The organism is Pantoea sp. S18 (assembly GCF_045689705.1).
GTDB classification, from domain to species: Bacteria; Pseudomonadota; Gammaproteobacteria; order Enterobacterales; family Enterobacteriaceae; genus Pantoea; species Pantoea symbiotica.
The window spans coordinates 2,139,088-2,164,932 of the sequence record NZ_CP142688.1 but is presented as its reverse complement, the minus strand read 5'-3'; the positions used below and the strand labels follow the sequence as shown (position 1 = coordinate 2,164,932).

The 25,845-nt window shown below is 54.9% G+C and carries 21 protein-coding genes; 10 read left to right on the top strand and 11 right to left on the bottom strand.

Features of this window, described 5'->3' with window-relative positions:
* Nucleotides 1-11: 11 nt before the first annotated feature.
* The 3 genes from VIJ98_RS10045 to rstA are packed head-to-tail and all read right to left on the bottom strand — an operon-like array spanning nt 12 to nt 3,544.
* Nucleotides 12-1,499 (bottom strand): carboxypeptidase M32, encoded by a 1,488-nt coding sequence (locus VIJ98_RS10045; protein ID WP_323273759.1) that lies wholly within the window; start codon nt 1,497-1,499, stop codon nt 12-14.
* Nucleotides 1,500-1,511: 12 nt separating this feature from the next.
* Nucleotides 1,512-2,822: a two-component system sensor histidine kinase RstB gene (gene rstB / locus VIJ98_RS10040; RefSeq protein ID WP_008106406.1), complete on the bottom strand. Its 1,311-nt coding sequence runs from the start codon at nt 2,820-2,822 to the stop codon at nt 1,512-1,514.
* Nucleotides 2,819-3,544 carry a two-component system response regulator RstA gene (gene rstA, locus VIJ98_RS10035; RefSeq protein ID WP_323273756.1) on the bottom strand — a complete coding sequence of 242 codons (726 nt, stop codon included), beginning with the start codon at nt 3,542-3,544 and terminating at the stop codon, nt 2,819-2,821. Before rstA ends, rstB begins: the two co-directional genes overlap by 4 nt.
* 176 nt (nt 3,545-3,720) lie before the next feature.
* On the opposite strand from rstA, the gene VIJ98_RS10030 reads away from it, so the two are divergent.
* Nucleotides 3,721-4,134 carry a hypothetical protein gene (locus VIJ98_RS10030; protein WP_008106403.1) on the top strand — a complete coding sequence of 138 codons (414 nt, stop codon included), beginning with the start codon at nt 3,721-3,723 and terminating at the stop codon, nt 4,132-4,134.
* Here VIJ98_RS10030 and VIJ98_RS10025 read toward each other — a convergent pair.
* Nucleotides 4,131-5,522, bottom strand: coding sequence for an amino acid permease (locus tag VIJ98_RS10025; RefSeq protein ID WP_154156240.1), 1,392 nt, complete (start codon nt 5,520-5,522; stop codon nt 4,131-4,133). The genes VIJ98_RS10030 and VIJ98_RS10025 overlap by 4 nt on opposite strands.
* 224 nt (nt 5,523-5,746) lie before the next feature.
* A complete protein-coding gene (ydgH, locus tag VIJ98_RS10020) occupies nt 5,747-6,703 on the bottom strand; it encodes a DUF1471 family protein YdgH (RefSeq protein ID WP_008106399.1) in 957 nt (318 codons plus the stop codon).
* Nucleotides 6,704-7,242: 539 nt separating this feature from the next.
* Here ydgH and pntA point away from each other — a divergent pair.
* On the top strand, nt 7,243-8,772 hold the full coding sequence (gene pntA / locus VIJ98_RS10015) for a Re/Si-specific NAD(P)(+) transhydrogenase subunit alpha (RefSeq protein ID WP_008106397.1): 1,530 nt from the start codon (nt 7,243-7,245) through the stop codon (nt 8,770-8,772).
* Nucleotides 8,773-8,783: 11 nt separating this feature from the next.
* Entirely contained in the window at nt 8,784-10,172 is a 1,389-nt protein-coding gene (gene pntB / locus VIJ98_RS10010) for a Re/Si-specific NAD(P)(+) transhydrogenase subunit beta (protein WP_008106395.1), read from the top strand.
* Nucleotides 10,173-10,251: 79 nt separating this feature from the next.
* Here the strand turns inward: pntB and uspE are convergent, their stop codons facing one another.
* Together uspE and VIJ98_RS10000 are read right to left on the bottom strand one after the other, a co-directional pair.
* Complete coding sequence (gene uspE / locus VIJ98_RS10005; protein WP_008106394.1) at nt 10,252-11,208, bottom strand: universal stress protein UspE; 957 nt, start codon at nt 11,206-11,208, stop codon at nt 10,252-10,254.
* Nucleotides 11,209-11,326: 118 nt separating this feature from the next.
* Nucleotides 11,327-12,079, bottom strand: a complete 753-nt coding sequence (locus tag VIJ98_RS10000) for an FNR family transcription factor (RefSeq protein ID WP_008106391.1) — start codon at nt 12,077-12,079, stop codon at nt 11,327-11,329.
* A 296-nt stretch (nt 12,080-12,375) separates the two neighbouring features.
* On the opposite strand from VIJ98_RS10000, the gene smrA reads away from it, so the two are divergent.
* Nucleotides 12,376-12,942, top strand: coding sequence for a DNA endonuclease SmrA (gene smrA, locus VIJ98_RS09995; protein ID WP_323273752.1), 567 nt, complete (start codon nt 12,376-12,378; stop codon nt 12,940-12,942).
* Here smrA and VIJ98_RS09990 read toward each other — a convergent pair.
* Nucleotides 12,939-13,859, bottom strand: a complete 921-nt coding sequence (locus VIJ98_RS09990) for a LysR substrate-binding domain-containing protein (protein ID WP_154156235.1) — start codon at nt 13,857-13,859, stop codon at nt 12,939-12,941. The genes smrA and VIJ98_RS09990 overlap by 4 nt on opposite strands.
* Before the next feature lie 321 nt (nt 13,860-14,180).
* Here VIJ98_RS09990 and VIJ98_RS09985 point away from each other — a divergent pair, with 321 nt between their 5' ends.
* Both VIJ98_RS09985 and VIJ98_RS09980 read left to right on the top strand, forming a co-directional pair.
* On the top strand, nt 14,181-15,515 hold the full coding sequence (locus tag VIJ98_RS09985) for an aromatic acid/H+ symport family MFS transporter (protein WP_323273750.1): 1,335 nt from the start codon (nt 14,181-14,183) through the stop codon (nt 15,513-15,515).
* An 88-nt stretch (nt 15,516-15,603) separates the two neighbouring features.
* Complete coding sequence (locus VIJ98_RS09980; protein WP_323273748.1) at nt 15,604-16,941, top strand: VOC family protein; 1,338 nt, start codon at nt 15,604-15,606, stop codon at nt 16,939-16,941.
* A 51-nt stretch (nt 16,942-16,992) separates the two neighbouring features.
* Here the strand turns inward: VIJ98_RS09980 and VIJ98_RS09975 are convergent, their stop codons facing one another.
* Complete coding sequence (locus tag VIJ98_RS09975) at nt 16,993-17,427, bottom strand: DoxX family protein (RefSeq protein ID WP_258143374.1); 435 nt, start codon at nt 17,425-17,427, stop codon at nt 16,993-16,995.
* Nucleotides 17,428-17,619: 192 nt separating this feature from the next.
* Between VIJ98_RS09975 and VIJ98_RS09970 the strand changes: the two genes are divergently transcribed.
* Both VIJ98_RS09970 and VIJ98_RS09965 read left to right on the top strand, forming a co-directional pair.
* A complete protein-coding gene (locus tag VIJ98_RS09970; RefSeq protein ID WP_323273746.1) occupies nt 17,620-19,137 on the top strand; it encodes a carboxylesterase/lipase family protein in 1,518 nt (505 codons plus the stop codon).
* 213 nt (nt 19,138-19,350) lie between these two features.
* Nucleotides 19,351-21,027: a methyl-accepting chemotaxis protein gene (locus VIJ98_RS09965; protein WP_323273744.1), complete on the top strand. Its 1,677-nt coding sequence runs from the start codon at nt 19,351-19,353 to the stop codon at nt 21,025-21,027.
* Here VIJ98_RS09965 and VIJ98_RS09960 read toward each other — a convergent pair.
* Nucleotides 21,024-21,866 carry a LysR substrate-binding domain-containing protein gene (locus VIJ98_RS09960; RefSeq protein WP_154156227.1) on the bottom strand — a complete coding sequence of 281 codons (843 nt, stop codon included), beginning with the start codon at nt 21,864-21,866 and terminating at the stop codon, nt 21,024-21,026. The two genes, VIJ98_RS09965 and VIJ98_RS09960, sit on opposite strands and share 4 nt — an antisense overlap.
* Before the next feature lie 126 nt (nt 21,867-21,992).
* Here VIJ98_RS09960 and VIJ98_RS09955 point away from each other — a divergent pair, with 126 nt between their 5' ends.
* Complete coding sequence (locus tag VIJ98_RS09955) at nt 21,993-23,159, top strand: methionine aminotransferase (RefSeq protein ID WP_323273741.1); 1,167 nt, start codon at nt 21,993-21,995, stop codon at nt 23,157-23,159.
* Between the two features lie 16 nt (nt 23,160-23,175).
* On the top strand, nt 23,176-23,955 hold the full coding sequence (locus VIJ98_RS09950; protein ID WP_061718829.1) for a transporter substrate-binding domain-containing protein: 780 nt from the start codon (nt 23,176-23,178) through the stop codon (nt 23,953-23,955).
* Nucleotides 23,956-24,497: 542 nt separating this feature from the next.
* Here VIJ98_RS09950 and pepT read toward each other — a convergent pair.
* A complete protein-coding gene (gene pepT, locus VIJ98_RS09945) occupies nt 24,498-25,724 on the bottom strand; it encodes a peptidase T (protein ID WP_323273739.1) in 1,227 nt (408 codons plus the stop codon).
* Nucleotides 25,725-25,845 lie beyond the last annotated feature (121 nt).

Here is a 25,845-nt window from a genome sequence, read left to right as displayed (position 1 = left end):
CGCCGCGCAGTTTACTCAGACAGATAACGTTGTTCAAGGTGCTGGCGGAAATAGTGCGGATTCAGCGCTTCGCCGGTGGCATTGATCAGCAGTTGCTGCGTCGGGAAACGGCTACCGTGCTGCCAGATGTTCTGCTGCAACCAGTCAAACACCGGCTGCAAATCACCTTGTTGGATCAGCGTCTCGACCTGCGGAATCGCACGCTTCACCGACTGGAACAGCTGGGCCGCGTACATCGCGCCCAATGTGTAGGTTGGGAAATAGCCAAACGCGCCGTCGGTCCAGTGAATATCCTGCATGCAGCCATCGCGATAATTACCGCGCGTATCAATGCCTAATGATTGCTGCATCTTCTCGTCCCACAGCGCCGGGATATCATCAACCTCAATATCGCCCTCAATCAGCGCGCGCTCGATCTCGTAACGTAAAATTACGTGCGCCGGATAGCTCAACTCATCGGCATCAACGCGAATAAAGCCCGGCTTCACGCGCTGCGTCTGACGAATAAAGTTGTTTAACTCCAGCGCAGGCTGATCGCTCATCAGCGCCACCACCTGCGGATGTATATGCTGCAGGAAGGCTTTACTGCGCCCCAGCTGCATCTCCATAAACAGGCTTTGAGATTCATGAATCGCGGTAGAACGCGCCTGCGCCACCGGCTGACCGCGCCACTGTTTTGGCAAATTCTGCTCGTAACGCGCATGGCCGGTTTCATGAATCACGCCCATCATGGCGCTGAGGAAGTCGTTCTCGTTGTAACGCGTGGTGATGCGCACATCTTCCGGCACGCCGCCGCAGAACGGGTGCGCACTCACATCCAACCGGCCGTGATTGAAATCGAAGCCCAGCGTTTTCATCACGCTCAGGCCCAGCTGTTTCTGTGATTCGATGGCAAACGGACCGATTGGCTGCGCGATCGGCGTTTGCTGCTGCTTCGCCACTGCTTTTTGCAACAGGTCGGGCAGCCAGCTTTTCAAATCGCCAAAGGTTTGATCCAGCTGCGCGCTGGTCATGCCCGGCTCAAACACATCCAGCAGCGCATCGTAGCGCGATACGCCAAGCGCATCGGCACGCAGCTGCGCCTCTTCACGGCTCAGCTTCACCACTTCTTTCAGATTGGCGGAGAAACCTTGCCAGTCATTCGCTGGACGCTGCTGACGCCAGGCGTGCTCACAGCGCGAACCGGCCAGCGACTTGGCTTCCACCAGTGACGCAGGCAGCAGCGTCGCTTGCTGCCAGGCGCGCTGCATCTCGCTCAGGTTAACCTGCTCGACATCATTCAGTGATTCCTGCTGCGCGGCATCAAACAGCCCGCGGAGGCGTTTATCGGTCAGCACTTCGTGCATGAACACGCTCAGTTCGGCCATCGCTTCACCGCGTGCCTGGCTGCCGCCCGGCGGCATGGTGGTTTGCATATCGACACCGGCAATGGCGCCTAAATGGCCAAAGCGGGAGAGACGCTGAAAAGTGCGGCTAAGTTCTTGATAAGCTGAAGTCACGTATAAAGCTCCTTATGACGGTAAGCGTGGCGCAATGTCCCGCAAGGGTAGATCAACCGGCCAGCAAAAGCGAACGCTGGCGCCGCCGAGCGGACTGCTCTCAATCGAGACATTTCCCTGCATCGCCAGCGCAATAGAGTGGACGATCGCCAGACCCAAACCACAGCCGCCGGTGGCGCGATCGCGGCTCGGATCGAGGCGGACAAAAGGTTCGAACACGCGGGCGCGCTCTTCCTGCGGAATGCCCGGACCGTCGTCTTCCACCTGCAAACAGCCCAGCGCGCCATCAAACCATAAGCTCACGCGCAAACGCTGTTGCGCATAGCGCAGGGCATTGTTCACCAGATTATCCAGCACGCGCTCCATCAGGCGCGTATCGGCGCTGCCGACGTTCTCCAGCTGCGGGATATCCAGCGCAATCTGCGTCTGCGGATTCATGGTTTGCACATCTTCGATATGCACCCGCAGCCATTGCGCCAGGTCGAAAGATTGCAGATGGAGATCAACGCGTGGGCGATCGAGGCGCGCATACGTCAGCAACTCCTCAATCAAACTCTCCAGCTGACCCACATCGCGGTTCAGCGCGGCGGATTCCGCATCGGTGAGGTTATCGCTCATCTCCAGCCGGTAACGCAGCCGCACCAGCGGCGTACGCAACTCGTGCGCGATGCCGTCAATCAGCTGTTTCTTACTGGCAACCAGCGTGTTGATGTTCTCCGCCATCTGATTAAACGCCACGCCAAGACTGTGCAGGCTGGAGGTGCTTTCAAAATGGGTGCGCACGTCGAGTTCGCCGCGACCAAAACGTTCGGCGGCTTTCTCCAGCCGCTGCATCTCTTGCCAGTGTGGACGTAGCCAGATAAATACCGGCAGCGCCAGCGACATACCAATAAACGCCAGCAGCGCGATATCCAGAATGCGCATCTGGTGCAGATAGAAAAGGTAAGGGATTGGGCCGACGGAAAGCACGTAATGGCTGCGTGGAATGTGCTGTAAGAAGGTGTATTGATCGTCAATCGCCACGATTTCGCCAGCGCGCAGGCGCTTCATGTCCGCGTCACCCAGCTGATATTTGCTCATCGGCTCAATATTCAGATCAAACGAAAGATCGAGATCGAGGCTGCGAATGGTTTTGCTCCAGTCGCGCGGCGGGATCTCGCGCAGTTCGCTGCGCATCAAAAACAGCGAACTGGCCATCAAATCGTTCATTGACTGGCGTCCGGCGCGTTCGGCGGTGAATTTGTACACCAGCCCAACCAGCAGCGTCATCACCAGAAAACAGACGAACAGCAGCAAATAGAACTGAATAAAGAGCTTTCTCATGCGGAACGGGTATCCCAGGCCTGAGGCGCGAACAGATAGCCTTTGTTACGGATGGTTTTAATGCGGAACGGCTCGGTGGCGCTGTCGTACAGTTTTTTGCGCAGGCGAGAAATCGCCACATCAATGCTGCGATCCATGCCATCGTAGGTTACGCCGCGCAGGGTTTTCAGCAGCGCATCGCGATTGAGGATTTGCCCGGCATGATTCGCCAGTTCCCACAGCAGATCGAAATCGGCGGTGGACAGTACAATATTTTCCTCGAACAGCGTCACCTGACGATTGAGCGAATCGATGGTCAGTGAACCGAATCGCAGCACGCGCTGCGAACTTTGAATAGCGGGCGCCACTTCCGGCTGCCCAACATGCGCCTGGCGCAGATGCAAACGCAGGCGCGCCAGCAACACCGCCGGCGGCGTGGTTTTAAGGATGTAATCGTTAGCACCCATTTCCAGTGACAGAATATGGTTCATGTCGCTGTCGAGTGAGGTTAGCAACACAATCGGACCTTGCCAGCTGGCACGCAGATCGCGGCACAATGTCATGCCATCCTTGCCGGGTAACATGATATCCAGCATCACTAAATCGGGATCGTGCAGGGCGATGGTGGCTTCGGCGCGGTCACCGCGCGTTTCAACAATAACTTCAATATCGTGGCGGCCAAGGTAAGCGGCGATCAATTCGCCTACTTCTGGCTCATCTTCCACATAGACGATTTTGTTCATAATTCACTGTGACGGATGAGAATGCCAGCAGCATAGCTTTTCCTGGTCCTGAGCTCTACGTTACCGCACGAAATATCCCTGCGTTACTGGTATGTATACCGTGAAATGTGCCATCATTAGCGGCGCGTTGTAGCGCAAGGTTCGGAACCGTAACGAAAAACAGGAGGAGTGCGAGAGTGTCTGATAAAGAGCTGGCTTCAGCCGGATACAGTGATCGCATCTGCTTCAATTACAGTGATTTTCTCTCCGCTTCCTGCAAAAAACGCTGGAGTTTTGTCGATGCCATTTATGGCGTGATGCCTATTTTTGGCATGGTAACGCGTAAATCGGCGCACAACCTTCAGGCCAGCGACGATCATCTGAAAGAATTAGCATTACAAATCATTTCAACGCAGGTGAGCGATGAGATTAATATCGCGCGCCTCATCACGTTGGCCGAGCAACAACACATCAGCCGCTTTGATATTCAGCTGCCATATCCGCTGTCAGCCGAGCAGCTTGACGCTATTCATCAGGAATACCGTAAACCGCTCAATCTGACACAGCAGGATGACCTGCTGTGCGTTTCCATTCCCGTCCAGCCGCACTAATTCGTTAGCTGCCACAACGCGGGCAGTGACGCCGCAATCAACAACACAATCGCGATGCGCTCCAGCTGTGACAACATCTTGTCGCCACGGCCGCCGCGTCGTGCGTACAGGAACAGCAGCAGTCCAGGCGCATAAAGCACCACAGAGAGCAGCAGATGCAAGGGACCCGACGCATACAGCAGCCAAATGCCGTACGCGCTGGCGCCGATGCCGGTAAACATCGCCCAGGGTTTGTTCTGCCCGCGCACCACCTTAATCAGATACAGTCCGACCAGCAGATAAGGCACCAAAATCATTTCTGAGGCGATGGTCAGCAGCGTGTTGTAATCCGCGCCAGTTAAGGCAATCAAGATCAGGCAAACCTGCACGCTGCCGTTGGTCAACCATAACGAGGCTGAAGGGGAGTTGTGGCGATTCTGACGCGCGATGCTGCGCGGGAAGGCACCTTGCTGCGCGGCAAGGAACGGCACTTCAGCGGCCATAATCGTCCAGCTCAGATAGGCGCCGCACACCGAAATAATCAATCCGACCGCAATCACCGCATCGCCCCAATGACCGAGTAGATGCTTCATCAAACCAGCCATGGAAGGATTGCGCATCTGCGCCAGTTCGGCTCGCGGAATCACGCCTAACGACAGCAGCGTAACCAGCAAATAAACCAACAGCGCGGCCAGCACCGCCATCAGCGTAGCGCGTCCGACATCCTGCTTATTACGCGCACGCGCGGAAACCACCACCGCGCCTTCCACGCCAATAAACACCCACAAGGTGATCAGCATGGTTTGCTTCACCTGCTGCCACAGCGGCTGACCGAGCTCGACACCGCTGAAATCAAAGCGGAAGCGATCGTAGTTGAATGCCAGCAGCGCCAGCACCACAAACAGCAGCAGCGGCACCAGCTTGCCCAGCGTAGCCAGCAAGTTAATGCTGGCCGCGGTTTGCACGCCGCGCAGCACCAGGCAATGCACCAGCCACAGCAGCACCGACGCACCAAGCATTGCCTGCCATGTATTGCCATCGCCAAACACCACGCGATCCGGTGTGTCGGTAAAGAAGCTCAGCGCCGAGAAGACAATCACCAGATAAGAGACGTTGGCGATTACCGCACACAGCCAATATCCCCACGCCGAGCAGAAGCCCATCAGCTCACCAAAGCCAGCGCGCGCATAGGTAAAGATGCCGCCATCCAACTCGGGTTTCAGCCGCGTCAGTAATAGCATGGCAAGTGACAGGAAGATGATGCCTACGCCGGTGATCAGCCAGCCGATCAGCAGCGCCGCCGGGCCGGCAACTGCCGCCATGTTTTGCGGCAGGCTGAACACGCCAGCGCCCAGCATTGAGCTGAGTACCAACGCGGTGAGCGCACTAAGACCTAATTTTTTATCCAAAACGCCCATCCTAAGCAGCAGAGTATGCTGGGTGGAGGCGATTCCGCTGGAGTCTCGCGTGGCAGTTAGCCAACTTTGAAACGGAATCCCCTAAAAACAGGCGGCAGATTTTACGGAGTGCAAAGGGGGAAGGCAATGCAAGACTATGCAAATCTGCGCACGGATTATGCAGTCAGTATGAGGGAGATTTTGAAAAGGGCGACGGACGCCGCCCTTAATCGGAATTACTTGAACAGATCCGCAGTGACGGTCAGGTTACCGCCGCTCTGGTTCTGCCATTGACGCGTGATGTGATAGTACTTAGCGCCTTTTTCTACGGCACGTTTGCCAACCGCTTCAGAGATTTCGGTTGGGGTACCGAAGTGATCGGAGAAGGTGATGGTATCAAACGGCTGCATCTGCGCAGCAGTAATCGCATTCACTTCCTGCACGCTGCGGCCATCGGCGGTTTTTACCGTGTAACGTTGACCGGTTGAGCTTTGCGTTTCGAAGAAACGACCTACGTTACGGCTTGGGGTCTCAGAAGAGGCCACGCCTGGGATCGCCACTTTCGCTGCCGCCGCACCGCCAGCAGCCAGAGCGGCTTTACCGGCTTCAGAATCCGCAGGGATTGAATCAGAGGTGTTCTGTACTTTACGTTCTGGCGCATCAGCCTTGTAAACATACGCGGTTACGTACTGATTGCCGCCGTTGTTGGCATCAACCTGACGCACGATAAAGAAGGATGCCGCACCTTTATTTTTAGCTGCCTTGGCAATCGCTTCATTAACATCTGGCTGGCTTGAGAAGAAACCATTAACCGATACGGTATCGTAAGGCTCAAGGCGATACGCTTCTGCTTTCGGCAGCTCTTTCACGCCGGAGAAGGTGCGGTATTTAGTGGAGTCGTCCGCTTTTGGTGCGTTGGCTTTATACAAATCAGCCGTTACGCGCCAGTTACCGCCGTTGCCGTTGCTATCATTAATACCCTGAACATAGAAAGAGTCAGCGCCTTTGGCATCGGCTTGTTTGGAGATGGCATCAGTTGCATCGCCAATGGCATTGAAACGGCCGCTGATATTAATACGTTCGAATGGTTTCAACGCGGCCGCTTGCTCTGGCGTTAACTCTTTAGCCGCAAACGCATTTGCAGCCAGCAGTGATAACAAGGTTGACGCCAGAATGGTGTTCTTCAGCTTCATAAAAATGATCCTTCGCCTTACGCAAAATGAGTACGAAAACGTGCTGGACTCTTGATGTATAACAGATTAGCCGCTGATTATTGCATGTAATAATCGGCCTGTCTCAGCCAATTTAAGCGCATAACATTGACAATCTCTGCCATTTATTCATCGACCTGTCATTGACTTCTGTTACGGCTCTTTTTTGCACAGATAACCACTTATTCTGGTAACACTTAGTGCCATAATAGTTATCGCATTGTTAAATAAAGGTTTTTAATAATACTTAATTCGACATGACACGATTTTGCGCAGCAGAATATTTTTTAATAAACACTAAATGTAGTGGCAAAACGTGGCATTCAATCTTTGCGTCTGAATATTTGTGTGAATGTCATAAGTAGGCGTTATCGCTGTGGATCACTCTTCATATTTTCAGTAGGTTATAAAGACTTTGTTACATTGTGCATTTTGCTCATAAAAAGCTGAAACACTGTTTCGGCTTTTGAGCTTTTTGCCACTTACAGAACCTCATCCTTTAATTGTTGAAAGGAAACAGTATGTTAATTGGGATACCCAAAGAACGGTTAGCCAATGAGTCGCGCGTGGCCGCCACGCCAAAGACCGTTGAGCAGCTGATCAAACTGGGATTTAGCGTCACCGTTGAACAGAGCGCAGGACTTCGCGCCAGCTTTGATGATGAAAGCTTTATCGCCGTCGGCGCCACAATCACCAACACTCACGACGTCTGGCAGTCAGACATCGTGTTAAAAGTGAATGCGCCTGACGATCAGGAGATCGAACTGACGCGCGCCGGTAGCACGCTGGTGAGCTTTATCTGGCCTGCACAGAATCCAGCGCTGCTGGAGAAACTGGCAGCACGCAACGTCACCGTGATGGCGATGGATTCGGTGCCGCGTATTTCACGTGCGCAGGCGCTGGATGCGTTGAGCTCAATGGCGAACATCGCGGGCTATCGTGCCATCGTTGAAGCCGCGCATGAATTCGGCCGCTTCTTCACCGGACAAATCACCGCAGCCGGTAAAGTGCCGCCAGCCAAAGTGATGGTGATCGGTGCGGGCGTGGCGGGATTAGCAGCCATTGGTGCTGCAGGCAGTTTGGGTGCCATCGTGCGTGCTTTCGATACGCGTCCGGAAGTGAAAGAGCAGGTGCAGAGTATGGGCGCCGAGTTCCTTGAGCTGGACTTTGAAGAAGAAGCGGGCAGCGGCGATGGTTATGCCAAAGTAATGTCTGAAGCCTTTATCAAGGCGGAGATGGAACTGTTTGCCGCGCAGGCGAAAGAAGTCGACATTATTGTCACCACCGCGCTGATTCCAGGCCGTCCGGCACCGAAGCTGATTACTGCTGAGATGGTTGCCAGCATGAAGCCGGGCAGCGTGATCGTCGATCTGGCCGCGCAAACCGGTGGTAACTGCGAATTGACGGTTGCCGATCAGGTAACCTTAACCCCAAACGGCGTGAAAATTATCGGTTACACCGATTTGCCAAGCCGCCTGCCTACGCAATCCTCACAGCTTTACGGTACCAACCTTGTCAACCTGCTGAAACTGCTATGCAAAGAGAAAAACGGCGAAATCACCGTTGATTTCGAAGACGTCGTAGTGCGTGGCGTGACGGTGATTCGTGATGGCGAAGTGACATGGCCAGCGCCGCCAATTCAGGTTTCCGCCGCGCCGAAAGCGCAACCCGCCGCACAGCCGCTGCCGAAGGCTGAAGCCAAGCCGGTTTCACCGTGGCGCAAGTATCTGCTGCTGGCGCTGGCGGTGGTGCTGTTTGCCTGCCTGGCCAACGTGGCGCCAGCGGACTTCCTGTCGCACTTTACCGTCTTCGCGCTTTCCTGCGTGGTCGGCTATTACGTAGTGTGGAACGTGAGTCACGCTTTGCACACGCCGTTGATGGCCGTCACCAACGCCATTTCCGGCATTATTGTGGTGGGTGCGGTGCTGCAGATGGGCCACGGCGGTTGGGTAACGATTCTGTCGTTTATCGCCGTACTGATCGCCAGCATCAATATCTTCGGTGGTTTCACCGTCACCCAGCGCATGCTGAAAATGTTTCGTAAGAATTAAGGGGTAGCAACATGTCTGGCGGATTAGTTACTGCAGCATATATTGTTGCCGCGATTCTGTTTATTTGCAGCCTTGCCGGTCTCTCGAAACACGAGACCTCTAAGCAGGGTAATATTTTTGGCATGAGCGGCATGGCGATTGCGCTGCTGGCCACCATTTTTGGCCCGAACACCGGTAACGTTGCCTGGATTCTGGTGGCGATGGTGATTGGTGGTGCGATTGGCTTGCGTCTGGCGAAGAAAGTCGAAATGACCGAAATGCCGGAGCTGGTTGCCATTCTGCACAGTTTTGTAGGTTTGGCGGCGGTGTTAGTGGGCTTCAACAGCTACATCGATCACGCACCGGGCCTCGCGCCGGTGATGGAAAATATCCATCTCACCGAAGTGTTCCTCGGCATCTTCATCGGTGCGGTGACCTTCACCGGTTCACTGGTGGCGTTTGGCAAACTGCGCGGCAAGATCTCCTCTTCAGCGCTGATGCTGCCGCATCGTCATAAAATGAACCTCGCGGCGCTGGTGGTTTCCTTCCTGCTGATGCTGTGGTTCGTGCAAACCGATAGCACTGGCGCGCAGGTGTTTGCGCTGCTGCTGATGACCATCATTGCGCTGGTGTTTGGCTGGCATCTGGTGGCATCGATCGGCGGTGCGGATATGCCGGTTGTGGTTTCGATGCTTAACTCTTACTCCGGTTGGGCAGCGGCGGCGGCGGGCTTCATGCTGAGCAATGACTTGCTGATCGTTACCGGTGCGCTGGTCGGTTCTTCCGGTGCCATCCTCTCTTACATCATGTGTAAAGCGATGAACCGCTCCTTTATCAGCGTAATCGCCGGTGGTTTTGGTACCGACGTAAGCGTGGGCGGCGAAAGCGATGAAGTCGGCGAGCACCGCGAAATTACCGCAGAAGAGACCGCAGAAATGCTGAAAGCCTCTTCTTCTGTGGTGATCACGCCGGGTTATGGCATGGCGGTGGCGCAGGCGCAGTATCCGGTGGCTGAGATTACCGAAAAGCTGCGTGCACGCGGTATCAAAGTTCGCTTTGGTATTCACCCGGTTGCTGGTCGTCTGCCTGGTCACATGAACGTACTGCTGGCGGAAGCGAAAGTACCTTACGATGTGGTGCTGGAAATGGACGAGATTAACGATGACTTCAGCGATACCGATACCGTGTTGGTAATCGGCGCGAATGACACCGTTAACCCAGCTGCACTGGAAGATCCGCGCAGTCCAATCGCTGGCATGCCAGTGCTGGAAGTGTGGAAAGCGCAGAACGTGATTGTGTTTAAACGCTCGATGAGCACTGGATACGCGGGCGTACAGAATCCGCTGTTCTTTAAAGACAATACGCAGATGCTGTTTGGTGATGCGAAAGCGAGCGTGGAAGGTATTCTGCGCGCGCTGTAAAAAAGAAGGGCGGTGATGTGACTCACCGCCCTGAGTTAAATATAGAAAGGGCGGCCATTGCGAGCCGCCCTTTTTTTAATCAATCGTCTTCATCTTCTTCGTCATCGTAATCAATCGGCGATTTGAAATCGTCTGGCTTGATTGCCAGCAAATCACAGCGCAGATGATCGATCACTTGTTCCGCGGTGTTACCCAGGAACGCAGCTGACAAACCGGTACGGCCGATGGTGCCGAGCACCACAATGCCAGCATCCAGATGTGAAGCGATATCCGGAATCACTTCCTCGGGCAAACCTTTTGCCACATGAGTGAACTCTTCACCGATTGAGAATTTTTGTCGCAGCGCTTTCATCGCCACTAAATGCTGGCCGCGAATTGCGTCGTTATAAACGCTCGGATCAAAGTCCGGCAGTTCGATAGCAATGTTGATTGGCGTGATGGGATAAGCACCGACCAAATGCACTTCGGTGTGATTCACCATCTCGGCCAGCAGTGTGGTTTCACGAATCAGCTTCTGATTAAGCTCATCGTGATGCGGCTCTTCGCTGGCAAGATTGACCGCCACCACCGCTTTGCCGCCTTCAGGCCACGCCTGATCTTTCACCATCCATACCGGGCAAGGGCATTTACGCAGCAGATGCCAATCCGTCGGAGTAAATATCACCGCTTCCAGGCGATCGTGCTGGTGCGCCATTTTCAGCACTAAATCATGCTGATGCGCCATAATTTCCTGAATGATGGCTTCATACGGACGGTTGTGCCAAACCACTTTGATTTCAATTTCAACGCCAGCCTCAATATATGCCTGGGCCTGTTGGCGGATCCATTCGGTACGTTGGCTGATCACCCCTTTGCGCATATTGGAGCGCTCGTCGGGCGACAGCAGCGTGGTCATTTCATATGAGAAGTCGTAAATAGGCAGGAAAGCTTTGATTTTTCCGCCGATACGTTGATTGAGATAAACCGCACGACGCAGCGCGGGCTGATCGTCCTGCTGGGCATCAATAGCCACCAGAATATTTTGGTACCGGGACATAGGCCGATCTCCTAAAACCAAAGCAAGTTGGATTAAAGATAGCCTAAGTTTGGACAGGGCAGAAGCGGAAAAGTTGTTGCCGGATCAATAAAATAACTTTTATTAACCCGGCACAGAATCACGCGGCTTGTTCGGTCTGGCCAGCTAATTCTGCCAGCAAAGCGTGGTTCTCGATGGTGATATATTTGCCTTTAACGGCCAGCATGCCACTTTTCTGGAAGCGACCCAGCAGACGGCTGATGGTTTCTACGGTTAGTCCCAAATAGTTACCAATGTCGCCGCGCGTCATGGTCAGACGAAATTCACGCTGCGAGAAACCGCGCTGGCCGAAACGGCGTGACAGATTCCAGACAAACGCCGCCAGACGCTCTTCGGCATTTTTCTTCGACAGCAGCAGAATCATATCCTGATCGCCTTTGATTTCACCGCTCATCAAACGCATCATCTGCTGACGCAGCGCCGGCATTTTACCGGAGAGATCGTCGAGGGTTTCAAAAGGGATTTCGCACACCATCGCGGTTTCCAGCGCTTGCGCAAAGCTTGGATGTTTTGCACCGACAATGGCGTCAAAACCGACCAAATCGCCTGCCAGATGGAAGCCAGTAATTTGCTCGTCGCCTTGTTCAGTGATGGTGTAGCTTTTGATAGTGCCGGAGCGGATTGCGTAAAGCGATTTCAGTTCATCACCGGCTTTGAACAGCGTCTGGCCTTTCTGAATCGGCTTTTTGCGCTCAATGATGTTATCCAACTGATCCAGTTCGTGCTCGTTCAGCGTGAAGGGAATACACAATTGGCTGATACTGCAATCCTGACAATGGATGGCACAACCGCCAGACTGAATACGTCGAATGCTGCGTTTTTCCTGGATCATATAGTTACGCTCGATGATTATTGACTGCGGTCAATTTTAACATTTTTCTAAGCGAAGGGAACTCATCCGAGCAGTAAATGTCCTTAAAACCCCACAAATGTCAGGTATTACACGGTTTGCGCTGCTCTGGCTCAAGGGCATTTATTGATCTGGAACGTTTTGTTGCCAGGTTTACAGTTAGACACAGCTTAATACAGCGCAAAAAGTGACAGATGTTTTGCCAATAATCCTTTGCTACTCTTTTGCTTTGGCGTCGAATTGGACGCTCAGGTAAATACCAGGCGAGAGGAAACACCATGAACCTTGATGATGAAGACCTTTTCCGCGATGCCATGGGTGATGTGACACCATTAAAAAACTGCGCTAACACCCAATGGCTACGCGCCCCTTCGCCTAAAGCGCCGCGCGCGCCGCAGGAAAGTGACGAGCAGGAAAATTTCCTCACGCGTGGCTTTCTCGACATTGTTCCGCTGACAACACCACTGGAGTTTAAGGTTGAGGGCGTTCAGCAAGGCGTATTGGATAAGCTGCGGCTGGGCAAGTATCCGCCCGAAGCCAGCCTTAATTTGCTGCGTCAGCCGGTTGAAACCTGTCGTCAGGCGCTGTTCAGCTTTATGCAACAAGCCAACAAGCTTGGATTGCGCAATCTGCTGATCATTCATGGCAAAGGGCGTGACGATGAGTCGCACGCCAATATTGTGCGCAGCTATGTGGCGCGATGGTTGCAGGAGTTTGCAGAGGTGCAGACCTTTTGCACGGCGCAGCCGAAAGATGGCGGGGCGGGCGCGCTCTATGTCGGTTTACGTAAAACCGAACAGGCGCGCCTTGAGAACCGTGAACGTCATGCCAAACACAGTCGTTAACTGTGGAATTTACGTATGGTCGCCATCAACACTTCGGCGCTTAGGCTTAGCGGGCTGCCGCTGCGCGTAATAATGCCAACCGGTTCGCCTGGCCCCGGCGAGGCAATCGGTAGCGCGCATAACGCATCGTGATTTAAATCTTCTTTAATGGCGCCGGAAGGCACAAACCACACATAGTCGTAACGCAGCGCCAGCTGGCGCGCCAGCGATGTCGATGAGGTTTCGACGCAGTTTGCTGGCAAGGAACAACCTTGCTCATTCAGCATATGCTGCGCAATACGGCGCGGCGCGGTGCCTTCCGGCGAAATCACCACCGGCCACTGCATCGCGCGCGACAGCATAACGTTTTCGCTTAACAGTGGATGATCCGGGCGCACCACCAGTTTGAGTGATTCCAGAAACAGCAATTCATAGGTCAGCCCGGCCATCATGTCGCTATCCGCCATCCGACCAATGCCAACATCAAACTCACCAGCACGTAAACCGGCCAACAGTACGTTATTGTGCAACGTCGCAACCTGCACCGTGGTATTAGGTTGCTGTTCATGGAAGCGATCAAGAATTTGCGGCAACATGCCCATCGCAGCGGTAGTCAGCGCGCCGAGCCGAATCACCACCGGCCGGCCAGGCTGCTGTGCGTTGAAGCTCTGACCCGCATGATTGAGCGCATCCAGCACTTTCACCGCATGAATCAGAAACTGTTCGCCCAGCGTGGTGAGCTGCGCGCCGAGCCGTCCGCGCTCAAACAGCCGCGCGCCGGCCAGCTCTTCCAGCTCATTCAGTGTTTTCGACAAAGCAGGCTGGCTCAGATTGAGCGTTTCAGCGGCACGACCGAGCGTGCCTTGCTGCGCCACCGCCACAAAGGTATGTAAATGACGCAAGCGAATGCGCTGATTGAAAAGGATATTTTTGTCCATACGCCCAACATAATGAGTTATGACGAGAAGCAGCAATGAGGAAACGTTAATTATGTTAACTTGCCTGCAAATTTATATTAACAAAAATGCCGCGACTCAACCTTTATGCCTAACCTGCTGAATTTAAGCGTAATGCTGCAAATGACACTTTTTGCCGAATATTTAGGTCACGTAAAATCAACAACATAATTCGGTAAAAGTTGAATAATTCTCAATTACATCCAAAAACAGTGCCCGATATTGTTAACGATGAGCTATGATAAGCGCCGTTTTTTTTACTAAAACTGATGCCCTAAACGGTAAAAGTGCAGGAGTCGTTACGTGACCAGCGTTGAAGCAGTAGACGTTCGCCAGCTTATCAATAAGAGTGCGCTTAGCAGCTGGCAGAAGCGCTTAATCGCGCTGTGCTTCGTGGTAGTGGCGCTGGACGGCATGGACATTGCGCTAATGGGATTTATTGCGCCCACGCTGAAAGCCAGTTGGGGCGTAACTAATCATCAACTCGGCCTGGTGATCAGCGCGGCGTTGATTGGTCTGGCATTAGGTGCGATGGTCGCTGGACCGCTGGCCGATCGCTATGGTCGCCGCGTGATGATCCTGATCAGCGTATTGTTCTTCGGCCTGTGGACGCTGGCCACGGCGATGGCGCAGAACATCGAACAGATGATGCTGTTCCGCTTTCTCACCGGCTTAGGGCTCGGCGCCGCCATGCCTAACGTTGGCACTCTGGTGGCCGAATACGCGCCCGAACGCCGCCGCTCCTTCATTATTACCGTGGTGTTCTGTGGCTTTACCTTTGGTGCCGCAACCGGTGGCTTTGCCGCTTCGTGGTTGTTGCCGCGTTATGACTGGCACTCCGTTATGCTGATGGGTGGCGTGCTGCCACTGTTGGTGCTGCCCTTTTTAGTGCGCGGCTTACCGGAATCGGTACGCTTTCTGATTAGCCGTCGTGCGCCTGCCGCACATATTCACGCCATCCTCGAACGTATGTTGCCCGGCACAGTGCAGCCTGGAAGCCATTACCAAAGCACTGAACTGCCAACCGCGCGCAAAGGTTCGGTTGCAACCGTGGTGTCGCGCCGCTATCTGTTTGGCAGTTTGATGTTGTGGGGTGGCTACTTTATGGGGCTGTTCCTCGTTTATCTGATTGGCAGCTGGATGCCTTCACTGATCAGCACACTTGGCATGTCGGTGACGGAAGCGGCGATTGTCACGGCGATGTATCAGGCCGGTGGAACCATTGGTTCGCTGTTTGCTGGTTGGTTGATGGATCGCATCAACGCCAATCTGGCGCTGGCGGTGATCTATTTCTGCGGCGGCATTGCCATTGTGGCGCTGGGTTTTTCTCCTGCGCAGGTTGGCTTAATGAGCGCCATCGCTTTCTGCAGCGGCTTCTGTTTTAACGGCGCCAACACCGGCATGAATGCGCTCTCCGCCAATTATTATCCAACACACGCTCGAGCCACCGGCTCCAGCTGGATGCATGGCGTTGGCCGCATCGGCGCCATCATCAGCGCGTTTGTGGGTGCCGAGTTGTTAACGCTCGGCTGGACGTTCAGTCAGATCTTCCTGCTGCTGGCGATTCCTGCGGTATTAACCACCATCATGCTGGTGCTGAAATGTCGCTTTGGTGACCAGTCAAACCTCACTGAGTGACAAGGCGATCACAGTTCCACGAAATTGTTACCCGCCGCTAAAGGGTTGATCTACAGTAGCAACAACCCGTAAGCCCAAGGTGATGATGATGCCAAACTTTCTCAGCAGCGATGCCATCCGCACGCTGTTCTCTCAGGCAATGTCGACCATGTATCAGCAGGAAGTGCCGCAATACGGCACGCTGACGCAGTTGGTCACCGCCGTTAATGAACGTACGCTGGAAGCCAATCCCGAGTTGAAAAACCGTCTGTCAGCCGCCGATGAACTGAGCCGACTCAGCGTCGAGCGTCACGGTGCGATTCGCGTCGGCAAGGCTGAAGAGCTGAGCACGTTGCGCCAGATGTTTGCCGTGATGGGCATGGAAGCGGTGGGATATTACGACCTGTCGCAAGCCGGTGTGCCGGTGCATTCCACGGCGTTTCGTCCGGTCAGCGACCGCGCGTTGCGCCATAATCCGTTCCGCGTGTTCACTTCGCTGCTGCGTCTCGAACTGATTGATGATGCGGCGCTGCGCGAGAAGGCCGCTGCGATTCTCGCCGCGCGCGATATCTTTACGCCGGGTTGCCGCGCCTTAATCGCTAAGCATCAACTGCAGGGCGGCTTAAACGCAGCGGATGCGGCGACTTTCGTGCAGGAAGCGCTGGAAACTTTCCGCTGGCATGCGCACACCACCGTGGACAGCGCCACTTATCGCGCGCTGAGTCAGCAGCATCGTCTGATTGCCGATGTGGTGTGTTTCCGCGGTTGCCACATCAACCATTTGACACCGCGCACGCTGGATATTGACCGCGTGCAATCGCTGATGCCTTCGCGCGGTATCGATCCCAAAACCCTGATTGAAGGCCCGCCGCAGCGCAAGGTGCCTATTCTGCTGCGCCAGACCAGCTTCAAAGCCCTGGAAGAAGCGGTGCACTTTAATGATGGCACGCCGGGCACGCATACCGCGCGCTTTGGTGAGATTGAACAGCGCGGTGCAGCGCTCACGCCGAAAGGGCGCGAACTCTACGATCGTCTGCTGACCGAAGCCGGTACCGGCAGCGATAACCAACATCACCAGCAACATCTCAGCGCGGTGTTTAGTGACTTCCCCGATGACGAAGAGACCTTGCGCGAACAGCAGCTGGCGTGGTTCCGCTATCGCCTGACTGACAAAGGTGAGCAAGCGCCGCCACGCGCGGGCGAAAGCGTGACGCAGTTGCTGGCAGAAGGGCGATTGAGCGCTGAACCGATCGTTTATGAGGATTTCCTGCCGGTCAGTGCTGCAGGGATTTTCCAGTCAAATCTGGGCGATGTGGCGCAAACGCGCAGCGCAGGTAATGCCAGCCGGGCAGATTTTGAAAGCGCGCTAGGTACAGCGGTGCAGGATGAGATGGCGTTGTATCAGCAGATGCAGCAGCGCAGTCTTGAGCGCAGTGGCGTAGCGTAAGAAATGTTACAGCCGGTCTGAAATTCAGCAGACCGGCTGCTTTTATTTTAGTTATTGCAAGCGCGAGTCACGCACCAGCGTGTACTTCCCGGCACCCAAAAACATAATGGCGAGCGCACCCAGCAGGTAAAGAGCTTCTGTCTCCAGCGCCCAGGCACCGACATCTGTGCGATGCCAGACAGCGCCCATTTTTACCAGCAGTGTCGCAACAATCATGTTCACCGCAATAATGAACGCCGCAGGGCGCGTCAGTAATCCGATGATCACCATTAACGGTGCCGCTATTTCCCCGATGTAAGCACCGTAAGCGATGAAACCTGGCATCCCTTTGACGGCGAGCATATGCGCAATCCAGCCCACGCCATGCACTACCTTGAACGCCCCATGAAACAGCAGCAATCCGCCAAAAGTCAGGCGTAACAGCAGTTTGCCGAAGTCCGGGTGATCGCACATCCGGTTGAACATCTGGTTAATGCCACCAAACATGGTGTTTCTCCGTCGCGCCAGGTTAACTTGCAACCTTAAAACAAATGGTCTCAATGGGGTTAGCCAAAATATTTGATGGAGTTGTTCAAAGAATCGCGCCACGGTTCGGCATAATCTGCAAATGCTTTCAGAACATGGACATTCGTCCAAGGCCTGCAAATAATGGAACGATGCATTATCAGGGAACCCGAGATGAAAAATGAACGACGTCTGAGGATCATGACCGCAGAAGGTGAACTCAGAGGCCTGATGGACGAAGATCTTTTTGTCTTCAAAGGAATACCGTACGCAGCCGCACCCACTGGCGCTTTACGTTGGCGACCGCCGCAGCCGGTTCAGCCGTGGCAAGATGTGCGTGACGCGACCGAATGGGGCGCGGCAAGCTGGCAGAACCGTGACTATTGCGTGGCCGCTGGCGGTGGCGATCCCGGCCACTTCAGTGAAGATTGTCTCTACCTCAATATCTGGACACCGGATGTTGAGCCCTCGCGGCCGTTGCCGGTGATGGTCTGGTTGCACGGCGGCGGTTTTGCCATCGGCGCGGGCAATCTCGATCCCTATCGCGGCAAAGCGCTGGCGGCGCAAGGCGTGGTGGTGGTAACGCTCAACTACCGGCTCGGTCACTTCGGTTTCTTCTCTCATCCGGCGCTGGATGCGCAATATCCTGCTGGGCGCGTAATCAACAACTTTGCCTTACTCGATCAAATTGCCGCTTTACAGTGGATTCAGCGCAACATTCCTGCCTTTGGCGGCGATCGTCATAACGTGACGCTGTTTGGTGAATCCTCCGGCGCGCGCAGCGTGTTATCGCTGTGCTGCTCGCCGCTCTCCGAGGCGCTGTTTCACAAAGGCATCGTACAAAGCGCCTACAGCTTGCCCGACATCCCGCAAAAGCAGGCACAACAAATTGGTTTGCAGGTGGCGGCGCATTTTTCATTACCCGAAGATGCCAGCGCCGAGCAGTTGCGTGAGCTGCCAGCTGAACAATTCTGGCCGTTAGAACGCCCGCTAGCACTTGGCCCGGTGCCAATTAGCGGCGATGCGGTGCTGCCGAAGCCGATGTTAACCACCTTTATGAGCGGTAAACAGCATCGCATCCCGTTAATGATTGGCAGCAACAGCGATGAAGCCAGCGTGCTGGACTATTTTGGCGTGGATGCCACGGCGGTGTTGCGGCAGATGCGCAGCAAGAACCGCGTCAGTTATCGTCTGATGAAGTGGTTGTACGACATTCATGATGATGCGCTGCTGGGACGTGCGGTGGCGCGCGATATGGCGTTCACGGTGTTACCGTTGATGGTCGCTCAGGCGCAGCACAATATCGGCATGCCCGCATGGCGTTACTGGTTCGATTACGTCTCCGAAAACGCGCGCGATCTCTATCCGCACGGCACCTGGCACGGCAATGAAATTCCTTATGTCTTTAACACGCTGGATACGCTAACGCCGCCTGCGGAACGCAGCTACAGCGAGCAGGATAAAGCGTTCGCCGCCGCAGTCAGCGCCTATTGGGTCACCTTCGCACGGGAAGTCAGCGAGTTCAGTGCGCACTTACCCGGAGAGGTTGATTGGCCCGCCTGGCGACCGGGCGAAGATCTGACGCTGGCATTGGGCGATCAGGGCAAAGCCCAGGCGGTGGTGAAGGCGCGCTTTATGCGTGGACGGCTGCGTTTGTTCCGTTTGATGATGCGCAGCCACGTTAAGCTTTAATGAGCCTGCTAATGGTTTAAGCAGGTAAATGAATTCTTAAGACAAATTCACGCCTATCTTACTGATTAATCATCAAAGCGCGTTTTCCTCACCTGCGTCAGTAAGCAATTAATTAGCTTTCAAAACCGTTACATTTTCCCCATCCGATGCCGATAAACGCAATATGCCCGATTTTATCGGGCCTCCTTCGCGTTTCACACCACGGGATTATGTATGGGTATCTTAAAAAATTTCACCATCCGCGCCGTATTGCTCACCATTCTTGGGCTGTTTTGCCTGCTGTGGTGTGCCGTTGGGCTGTTTAGCGTCCACTCACTGAATGCCCTCGGCGAGGGCAACGAGATTGACCGCCAGCTGGTCAATCAAATGACAGTTTTGAGCAAAGGAAACGATCAATATTTTCGTGTGGTTACGCGTTTGTCGCGTGTGATGGAAGGCCGTGCTTCAGGCAGTGCAGTCAGTGCAGTCAGTGCTGATGCGTTCGCGCCGGTACAGCAAGCGCTCGACAATATGAAAGATCTGCTGGCGCAGTTTAAAACCATGGCGCCGGGTCCAATGGACGCGGAGACCGCCAATAGCGTCATCGCCAACTGGCAAAAACTGCTGGATGAAGGTATCGCCCCACAGGTTTCGCTGGCGCAGCAAGGCACGATTGAAGCCTATCGCGCGCAAGCCAATAATGTCACGCCGCCGCTCAGTCGTGCATTTGGTGCCAGCGCTGAAGCCTTCAATAAAGCCGCAGGCAGCAAGCTGGATGAGACGCGCGTCACCGTCGATAAGCTCACCAGCATCACCAAAGTGATCATTCTGGTGGCGGTAGTGATTGGCTTGTTCATTCTGCTGTTTACCGATCGCTATTTGGTGGCGATGCTGGTGAAACCGCTGGAACGCATCCGCAATCATTTCTCCATTATTGCGCAGGGTGATCTCAGCCAGCCGGTAGAAGATTTTGGCCGTAACTGCGTCGGTAAACTGGTGCCGCTGCTGCGTGCCATGCAGGACAGCCTGCGCGAAGCGGTAAGCGCGATTCGCAGTGGAACCGAAAACATCTATCGTGGTGCGGCGGAGATCTCCTCCGGCAACAACGATCTCTCTTCGCGCACCGAAGAGCAGGCGGCCGCGCTGGAGCAAACGGCGGCCAGCATGGAGCAGTTAACCGCTACCGTGAAGTTCAACGCCGACAACGCGCGTCAGGCCAGTTCGCTGGCAGAAACCGCCACCGGCACCGCGCAGCAGGGCGGCAAGTTGGTGGGCGAAGTGGTTACCACCATGCAAGGCATCTCCGGCAGCTCGAAGAAGATCGCGGAAATCACCAGCGTGATTAACAGCATCGCCTTCCAGACCAACATTCTGGCGCTTAACGCTGCGGTGGAAGCCGCACGCGCCGGTGAACAGGGCCGAGGTTTTGCCGTGGTGGCCAGCGAAGTGCGCAATCTGGCGCAGCGCAGCGCCGGTGCGGCGAAAGAGATCGCCACACTGATTGAAGATTCCGTGCAGCGCGTGGAAAAAGGTTCGGAGCTGGTGAGCAGCGCGGGCAGCACCATGCACGACATTCTTAAGTCGGTGCAGGATGTGAATGAGATCATGAAGCACATCGCCGCAGCGTCGGAAGAGCAGAGCAAAGGCATTTCGCAGGTCGGCACCGCCGTCACCGAAATGGACAGCGTCACCCAGCAGAACGCCTCGCTGGTTGAAGAGGTTTCTGCCGCGGCCAGCGCGCTGGAGCGTCAAACGCAGGAGTTGCAAGCTTCGGTGGCGAAATTCCGTCTGTCGGACAGCGCGCCGGTGAACAAGGCCGTGGTTTCGACAACCGCGCTACGTCGTCCGGTGTTGGCAGGTGCAGGTGTCGCGCAGCCGAAACCAGCCTCTGACGAATGGGTCTCTTTCTAAACCTCAGATAACCACGCCACCAGTTCCGGCAGGAACGGTGGCGCATCTTTTTCCGCCCGCTGTAACAGGCTGTAGCTTGCGCCGGTTGCCACACTGGCGGCAAAGGGCGCAATTAATCGGCCATTTAACACATCGTTCTGCACTAAGGTGACATCCGCCACCGTGACGCCAAATCCCTGAATCGCGGCGCTGATCGCCAGATCCATGGTGGCGAAATGCTGATTGCGCGCCATCGGCAATGCGGTATCGAGCCCGGCCAGCCACAGCTGCCAGTCACGTGAATCCGGTGTCGGATGCAAAAAAGTAAACCTCGCCAGTTCATCAATCTGGCTGGGCGGCGTGACGCTGCTGGCCATCACCGGCGTTAAACGCTCCTCAAACAGGCAAATCGATCCGGCTGGCGTTGGGCCAAACACAATCGCCGCGTCAAAATTATCCAGCTGCGATCCATGATCGAGCGTGGTGGTTAACGCCACGTGAATATCCGGACGCTGTTGTTCCAGCGCCACCAGACGCGGCACCAGCCAGCGCATGGCGCAGGTGGGTGCTTTCAGGCGAATGGCGGCGTTGCTGCGGCTAGCTTTTTCTGTGGCATTCACCAGCATGGCAAAACCTTGCTGCAGTTCCGGCAGCAGCGCTGCGCCCTGTTCGGTGAGATGCAGGCCACGGGCGTGACGGGTAAACAGCGCGAATCCCAGCCAGCTTTCTAGCGTGGCGATTTTACGGCTCACTGCGCCTTGGGTGATGCACAGTTCGCTGGCGGCTCGCGTCAGGTTGAGATGGCGCGCGGTCACCAGAAACGCGTGAATGGCATTGAGCGGCAGAGCAGAGCGGGACATAACAACCTCAAGCTATGATTTTTAATCATGGCTATTATGACAACAATTCGCTTGTCGACTCAAGCCGCACGCCGTTGAATAGAAATCTACTTTCGATACGTGGTTATGCAACCTCACGAGGCACCGATGACCCTGAATAGCAGTGTTAACATCTCTTCCAAACAGCCCGATGTCGGCACGACGATTTTTAGCGTCATCGGCCAGCTGTCGGCGCAACACAAAGCCATCAACCTGTCGCAGGGCGCACCGAACTTCCCATGCGATCCGCACCTGGTTGAGCTGGTGAGTAAGGCGATGCGCGACGGTCATAACCAATACGCCTCGATGACCGGACTGCCGTCACTGCGTGAAGCGCTGGCGGAGAAAGTGCACACGTTGTATGGCCAGCAATATGATGCCGGCAGCGAAGTGCTGATCACCGGCAGCGCCAGTCAGGGCATTTATATGGCGATTTCCGCGCTGGTGCATGCGGGTGATGAAGTGATTTTCTTCGAACCGGCTTTTGACAGCTACGCGCCGGTGGTGCGCCTGCAAGGCGCTACGCCAATTGGCCTGAAGTTGCAGGTACCTGATTTCGCTATCAACTGGGATGAACTGCGCGCCACTATTACGCCGCGCACCCGCATGATCATCATCAATACGCCGCACAATCCCAGCGCGCAGGTGCTGTCAGCGGCGGATCTGGATCAGTTAGCCGCGTTGACGCGCAACACCGATATCGTGGTGCTGTCTGACGAAGTCTACGAACATATTCTGTTTGATGGCCGTAAGCACTGCGGCATGGCAACGCATCCTGAGCTGGCGCAGCGCAGCGTGGTGGTTTCATCCTTCGGCAAAACCTTCCACGTAACCGGCTGGCGTTTGGGTTATGCGCTGGCACCGGCAGCGCTGATGGAAGAGATTGTCAAAGTGCATCAGTTCATGATGTACGCCGCCGATACGCCGATGCAGGTCGGTTTTGCTCACTATCTGCAAAACCCGCAGAACTATCTGCAGCTGTCGCCGTTCTATCAGGAAAAACGCGATCGCCTGCTGACGTTGATGCAGGATTCGCCATTTAAGCTGCTGCCGAGCGCCGGTTCGTTCTTTATGTTGGCCAGCTACGGACATTTCAGTGACGAAAGTGATAGCGAAATGGTAAAACGTCTCATCGTCGATCACGGTGTGGCCACCATTCCGTTGTCGGCGTTTTATATGGACGGCACTGACAATAAATTAATTCGCCTGTCATTCGCAAAAGACGACGCAACACTTCAGGCCGGTGCAGAAGCGCTCTGCCAGGTCAAAGGGTAACTTAGGGGTAAATATAATGAAAAAATTGAACGCACTGTTTGTCGCTCTGGGCATGCTGACCTCGGCGCACGCGCTGGCGCAGGAAACCTTACGCTATGGTCTGGAATCACAGTATCCGCCATTTGAGAGCCGCAACGCGCAGGGCGAACTGGAAGGTTTCGATATCGAACTGGGTAAAGCGATTTGTCAGGTAGGTAACTTCGACTGTAAATGGGTGGAAAGCAGCTTCGATGCGCTGATTCCGGCTCTGCAGGCGAAAAAATTTGATGCCATCAACTCCGCGATGAACATCACCGAAGCGCGTGCAAAAAGCATCGACTTCACTAAGCCGATCTACCGCATTCCAACCATGCTGATCGTGAAAGAGGGCGAGAAGCTGCTGCCAACCGCCGAATCACTGAAAGGCAAAAACATCGGTGTGCTGCAGGGTTCGATTCAGGAAACCTATGCCAAGAAACACTGGGAAGCGCAGGGCGTTACGGTGACTTCTTATCAGGATCAGAACCAGGTTTACAACGACATGGTTGCGGGTCGTCTTGATGGCACGCTGGTGATGTCTGCGGCGGGTCAATCAGGCTTCCTCGAAAAGCCGCAGGGTAAAGGTTTCGCCTTTGTCGGCAAGCCGGTGGAAGATGACACCATTCTCGGTACCGGTATTGGTTTTGGCCTGCGTAAAGGCGATGCCAAACTGAAACAAGAGCTGGATGCGGCAATCACCAAAGTGCAAACCGATGGCACCGTTACCAAGTTGGCAGCGAAATTCTTCCCTGGGATTGATGTTTCAGCGAGCAAATAACGTAAAACAGGTCGCGTAATGCTTGCCGGTTTAACCAACGGTGTTTGCGCAGGCCGGGGCCACTTTTGGTCCGGCGGTCCTCGCGCCGCTTACGCGGTTCCTTCACTTCGTTCGTCTGCCTGACGGACCGGCGGAGACGGGACTTCCATGTCCCGGCTCCGCCTTTCGCCCGCGTCCTGCGGGCTCTCCTGGCTTCCTCGCTTCGTTCAGCGCTGCGGATTGCCTGCCCAAAAGTGGCCCCGGCCTGCTTCTTAGCTTCCGTGCATGTTGTTGAAAACGTCTCAATTTTGAGAGGCGCTGGCACGTCTGCTGCGGCAAAAGGGCTATTCGCAGCGCTGAGGCTTTTACGTTGGGCCAGGAGCCTCACGCATGGATGCGTGAGGCAGTTCGGGGTCGGCCAGGACGGCCGATCCGCGAACGGTCCGTTGGCACAACGTGGAAGCCGAAGGCACCGCGCTAGCGGCGCGAGGACGGCCCGTGACGCAGCAGATGTGTCAGCGCCCGCACGAGTTGGTGTCGTCATTTATGACGACCTTTTTCTTTTATTTCGCCGCTAAATAACACAGCGCTTCTGCCACCTGATACGACTTCACAAACGAGGGAACCGGTAAAAATTCAAAGCGCGAATGGAAATTGTGCGCGCCGGTGAAGAAGTTCGGCGTCAGTAATCCTTTCGCCGACAGCGCTGCGCCGTCGGTGCCGCCGCGCATCGGGATCACTTTCGGCTCCACGCCCACCTGCTGCAGCGCGGCAAAAATCAAATCAATCGCGCGACGATCCTCACCAATCGCATTACTGATATTGCTGTAAGTGTCGTTAATCGTCAGCGCCACATGGCCGGTGGGATAACGCGCGGCAATTTCGTCGGCCACTTCCACTAATTGCTGTTTTTTCGCGTCAAAACCCTGCAAATCAAAATCACGAATTGAGGCTTTCAACACCGCGCGGCTGGCGTTGGCATTCATATCGTTAAACCAGATATAGCCTTCGCGGCCTTCGGTATGTTCGGGAGTTTTTAAGCGATCAAAGCGCGAGATGAAGTCATGTGCCATCAGCAGCGGATTGACTAACACGCCTTTGCCCGACATCGGATGCGCCGGCACGCCGGTAAACACCAGCTCAGCGGCGGCGGCATTGAAGTTTTCATACACCACTTCACCCAATTCGCAGCAGTCGATAGTCCAGGCGAAATCGACGTTAAAGCGCTGCTCCAGATCGAGCGCTTTAGCGCCGCGCAGACCAATCTCTTCATCGGGCACAAACGCCACCACGATATCACCGTGATCGCTGCGCAGGTTCTCCAGCAGCGTCATCACCACCGTTACGGCGGCTTTGTTGTCGGCGCCCAGCACGCTGGTACCGTCGCTGAAGATAATCTCCTGACCAAGATAGGGTTTGATTTCCGGATGTTCCGCCACGCGCAGCCAGATGTCCTGCGTGCTGTTGAGGCACAGATCTTCACCGGTGAACGTGAGGGTTTGCGGATGGATATCCGGCGAGAGTCCGACATCCACGGTATCGATATGGGTGATAAAACCGATGCGCGGCGCATCAGGGCGATTGCCGGGTTTCACCGCCGTGACCGTGGCGTGCTGGTCAATCACAATATCCTGTAATCCCAGTTCGCCCAGCTCCTTTGCCAGTAACTCCGCCATCGCATGTTGGGACGGCGTACTCGGCAGCGTGGTTGATTTGGCATCGCTCTGGCTGGAAACCGCCAGATAACGGTAGAAACGCTGGGTCAATTGGCTGGCAAGTTGGTCTGTCATCACAATTCCTTATTAGCATTGCGGCGTCTGTAGTACGCGTGCTGGTTAAATCATGTTATTTATTAATCAGATGAACATTAAATAACGAAGCAGACTCATGGAAGTCAATAAAAAGCGAGGA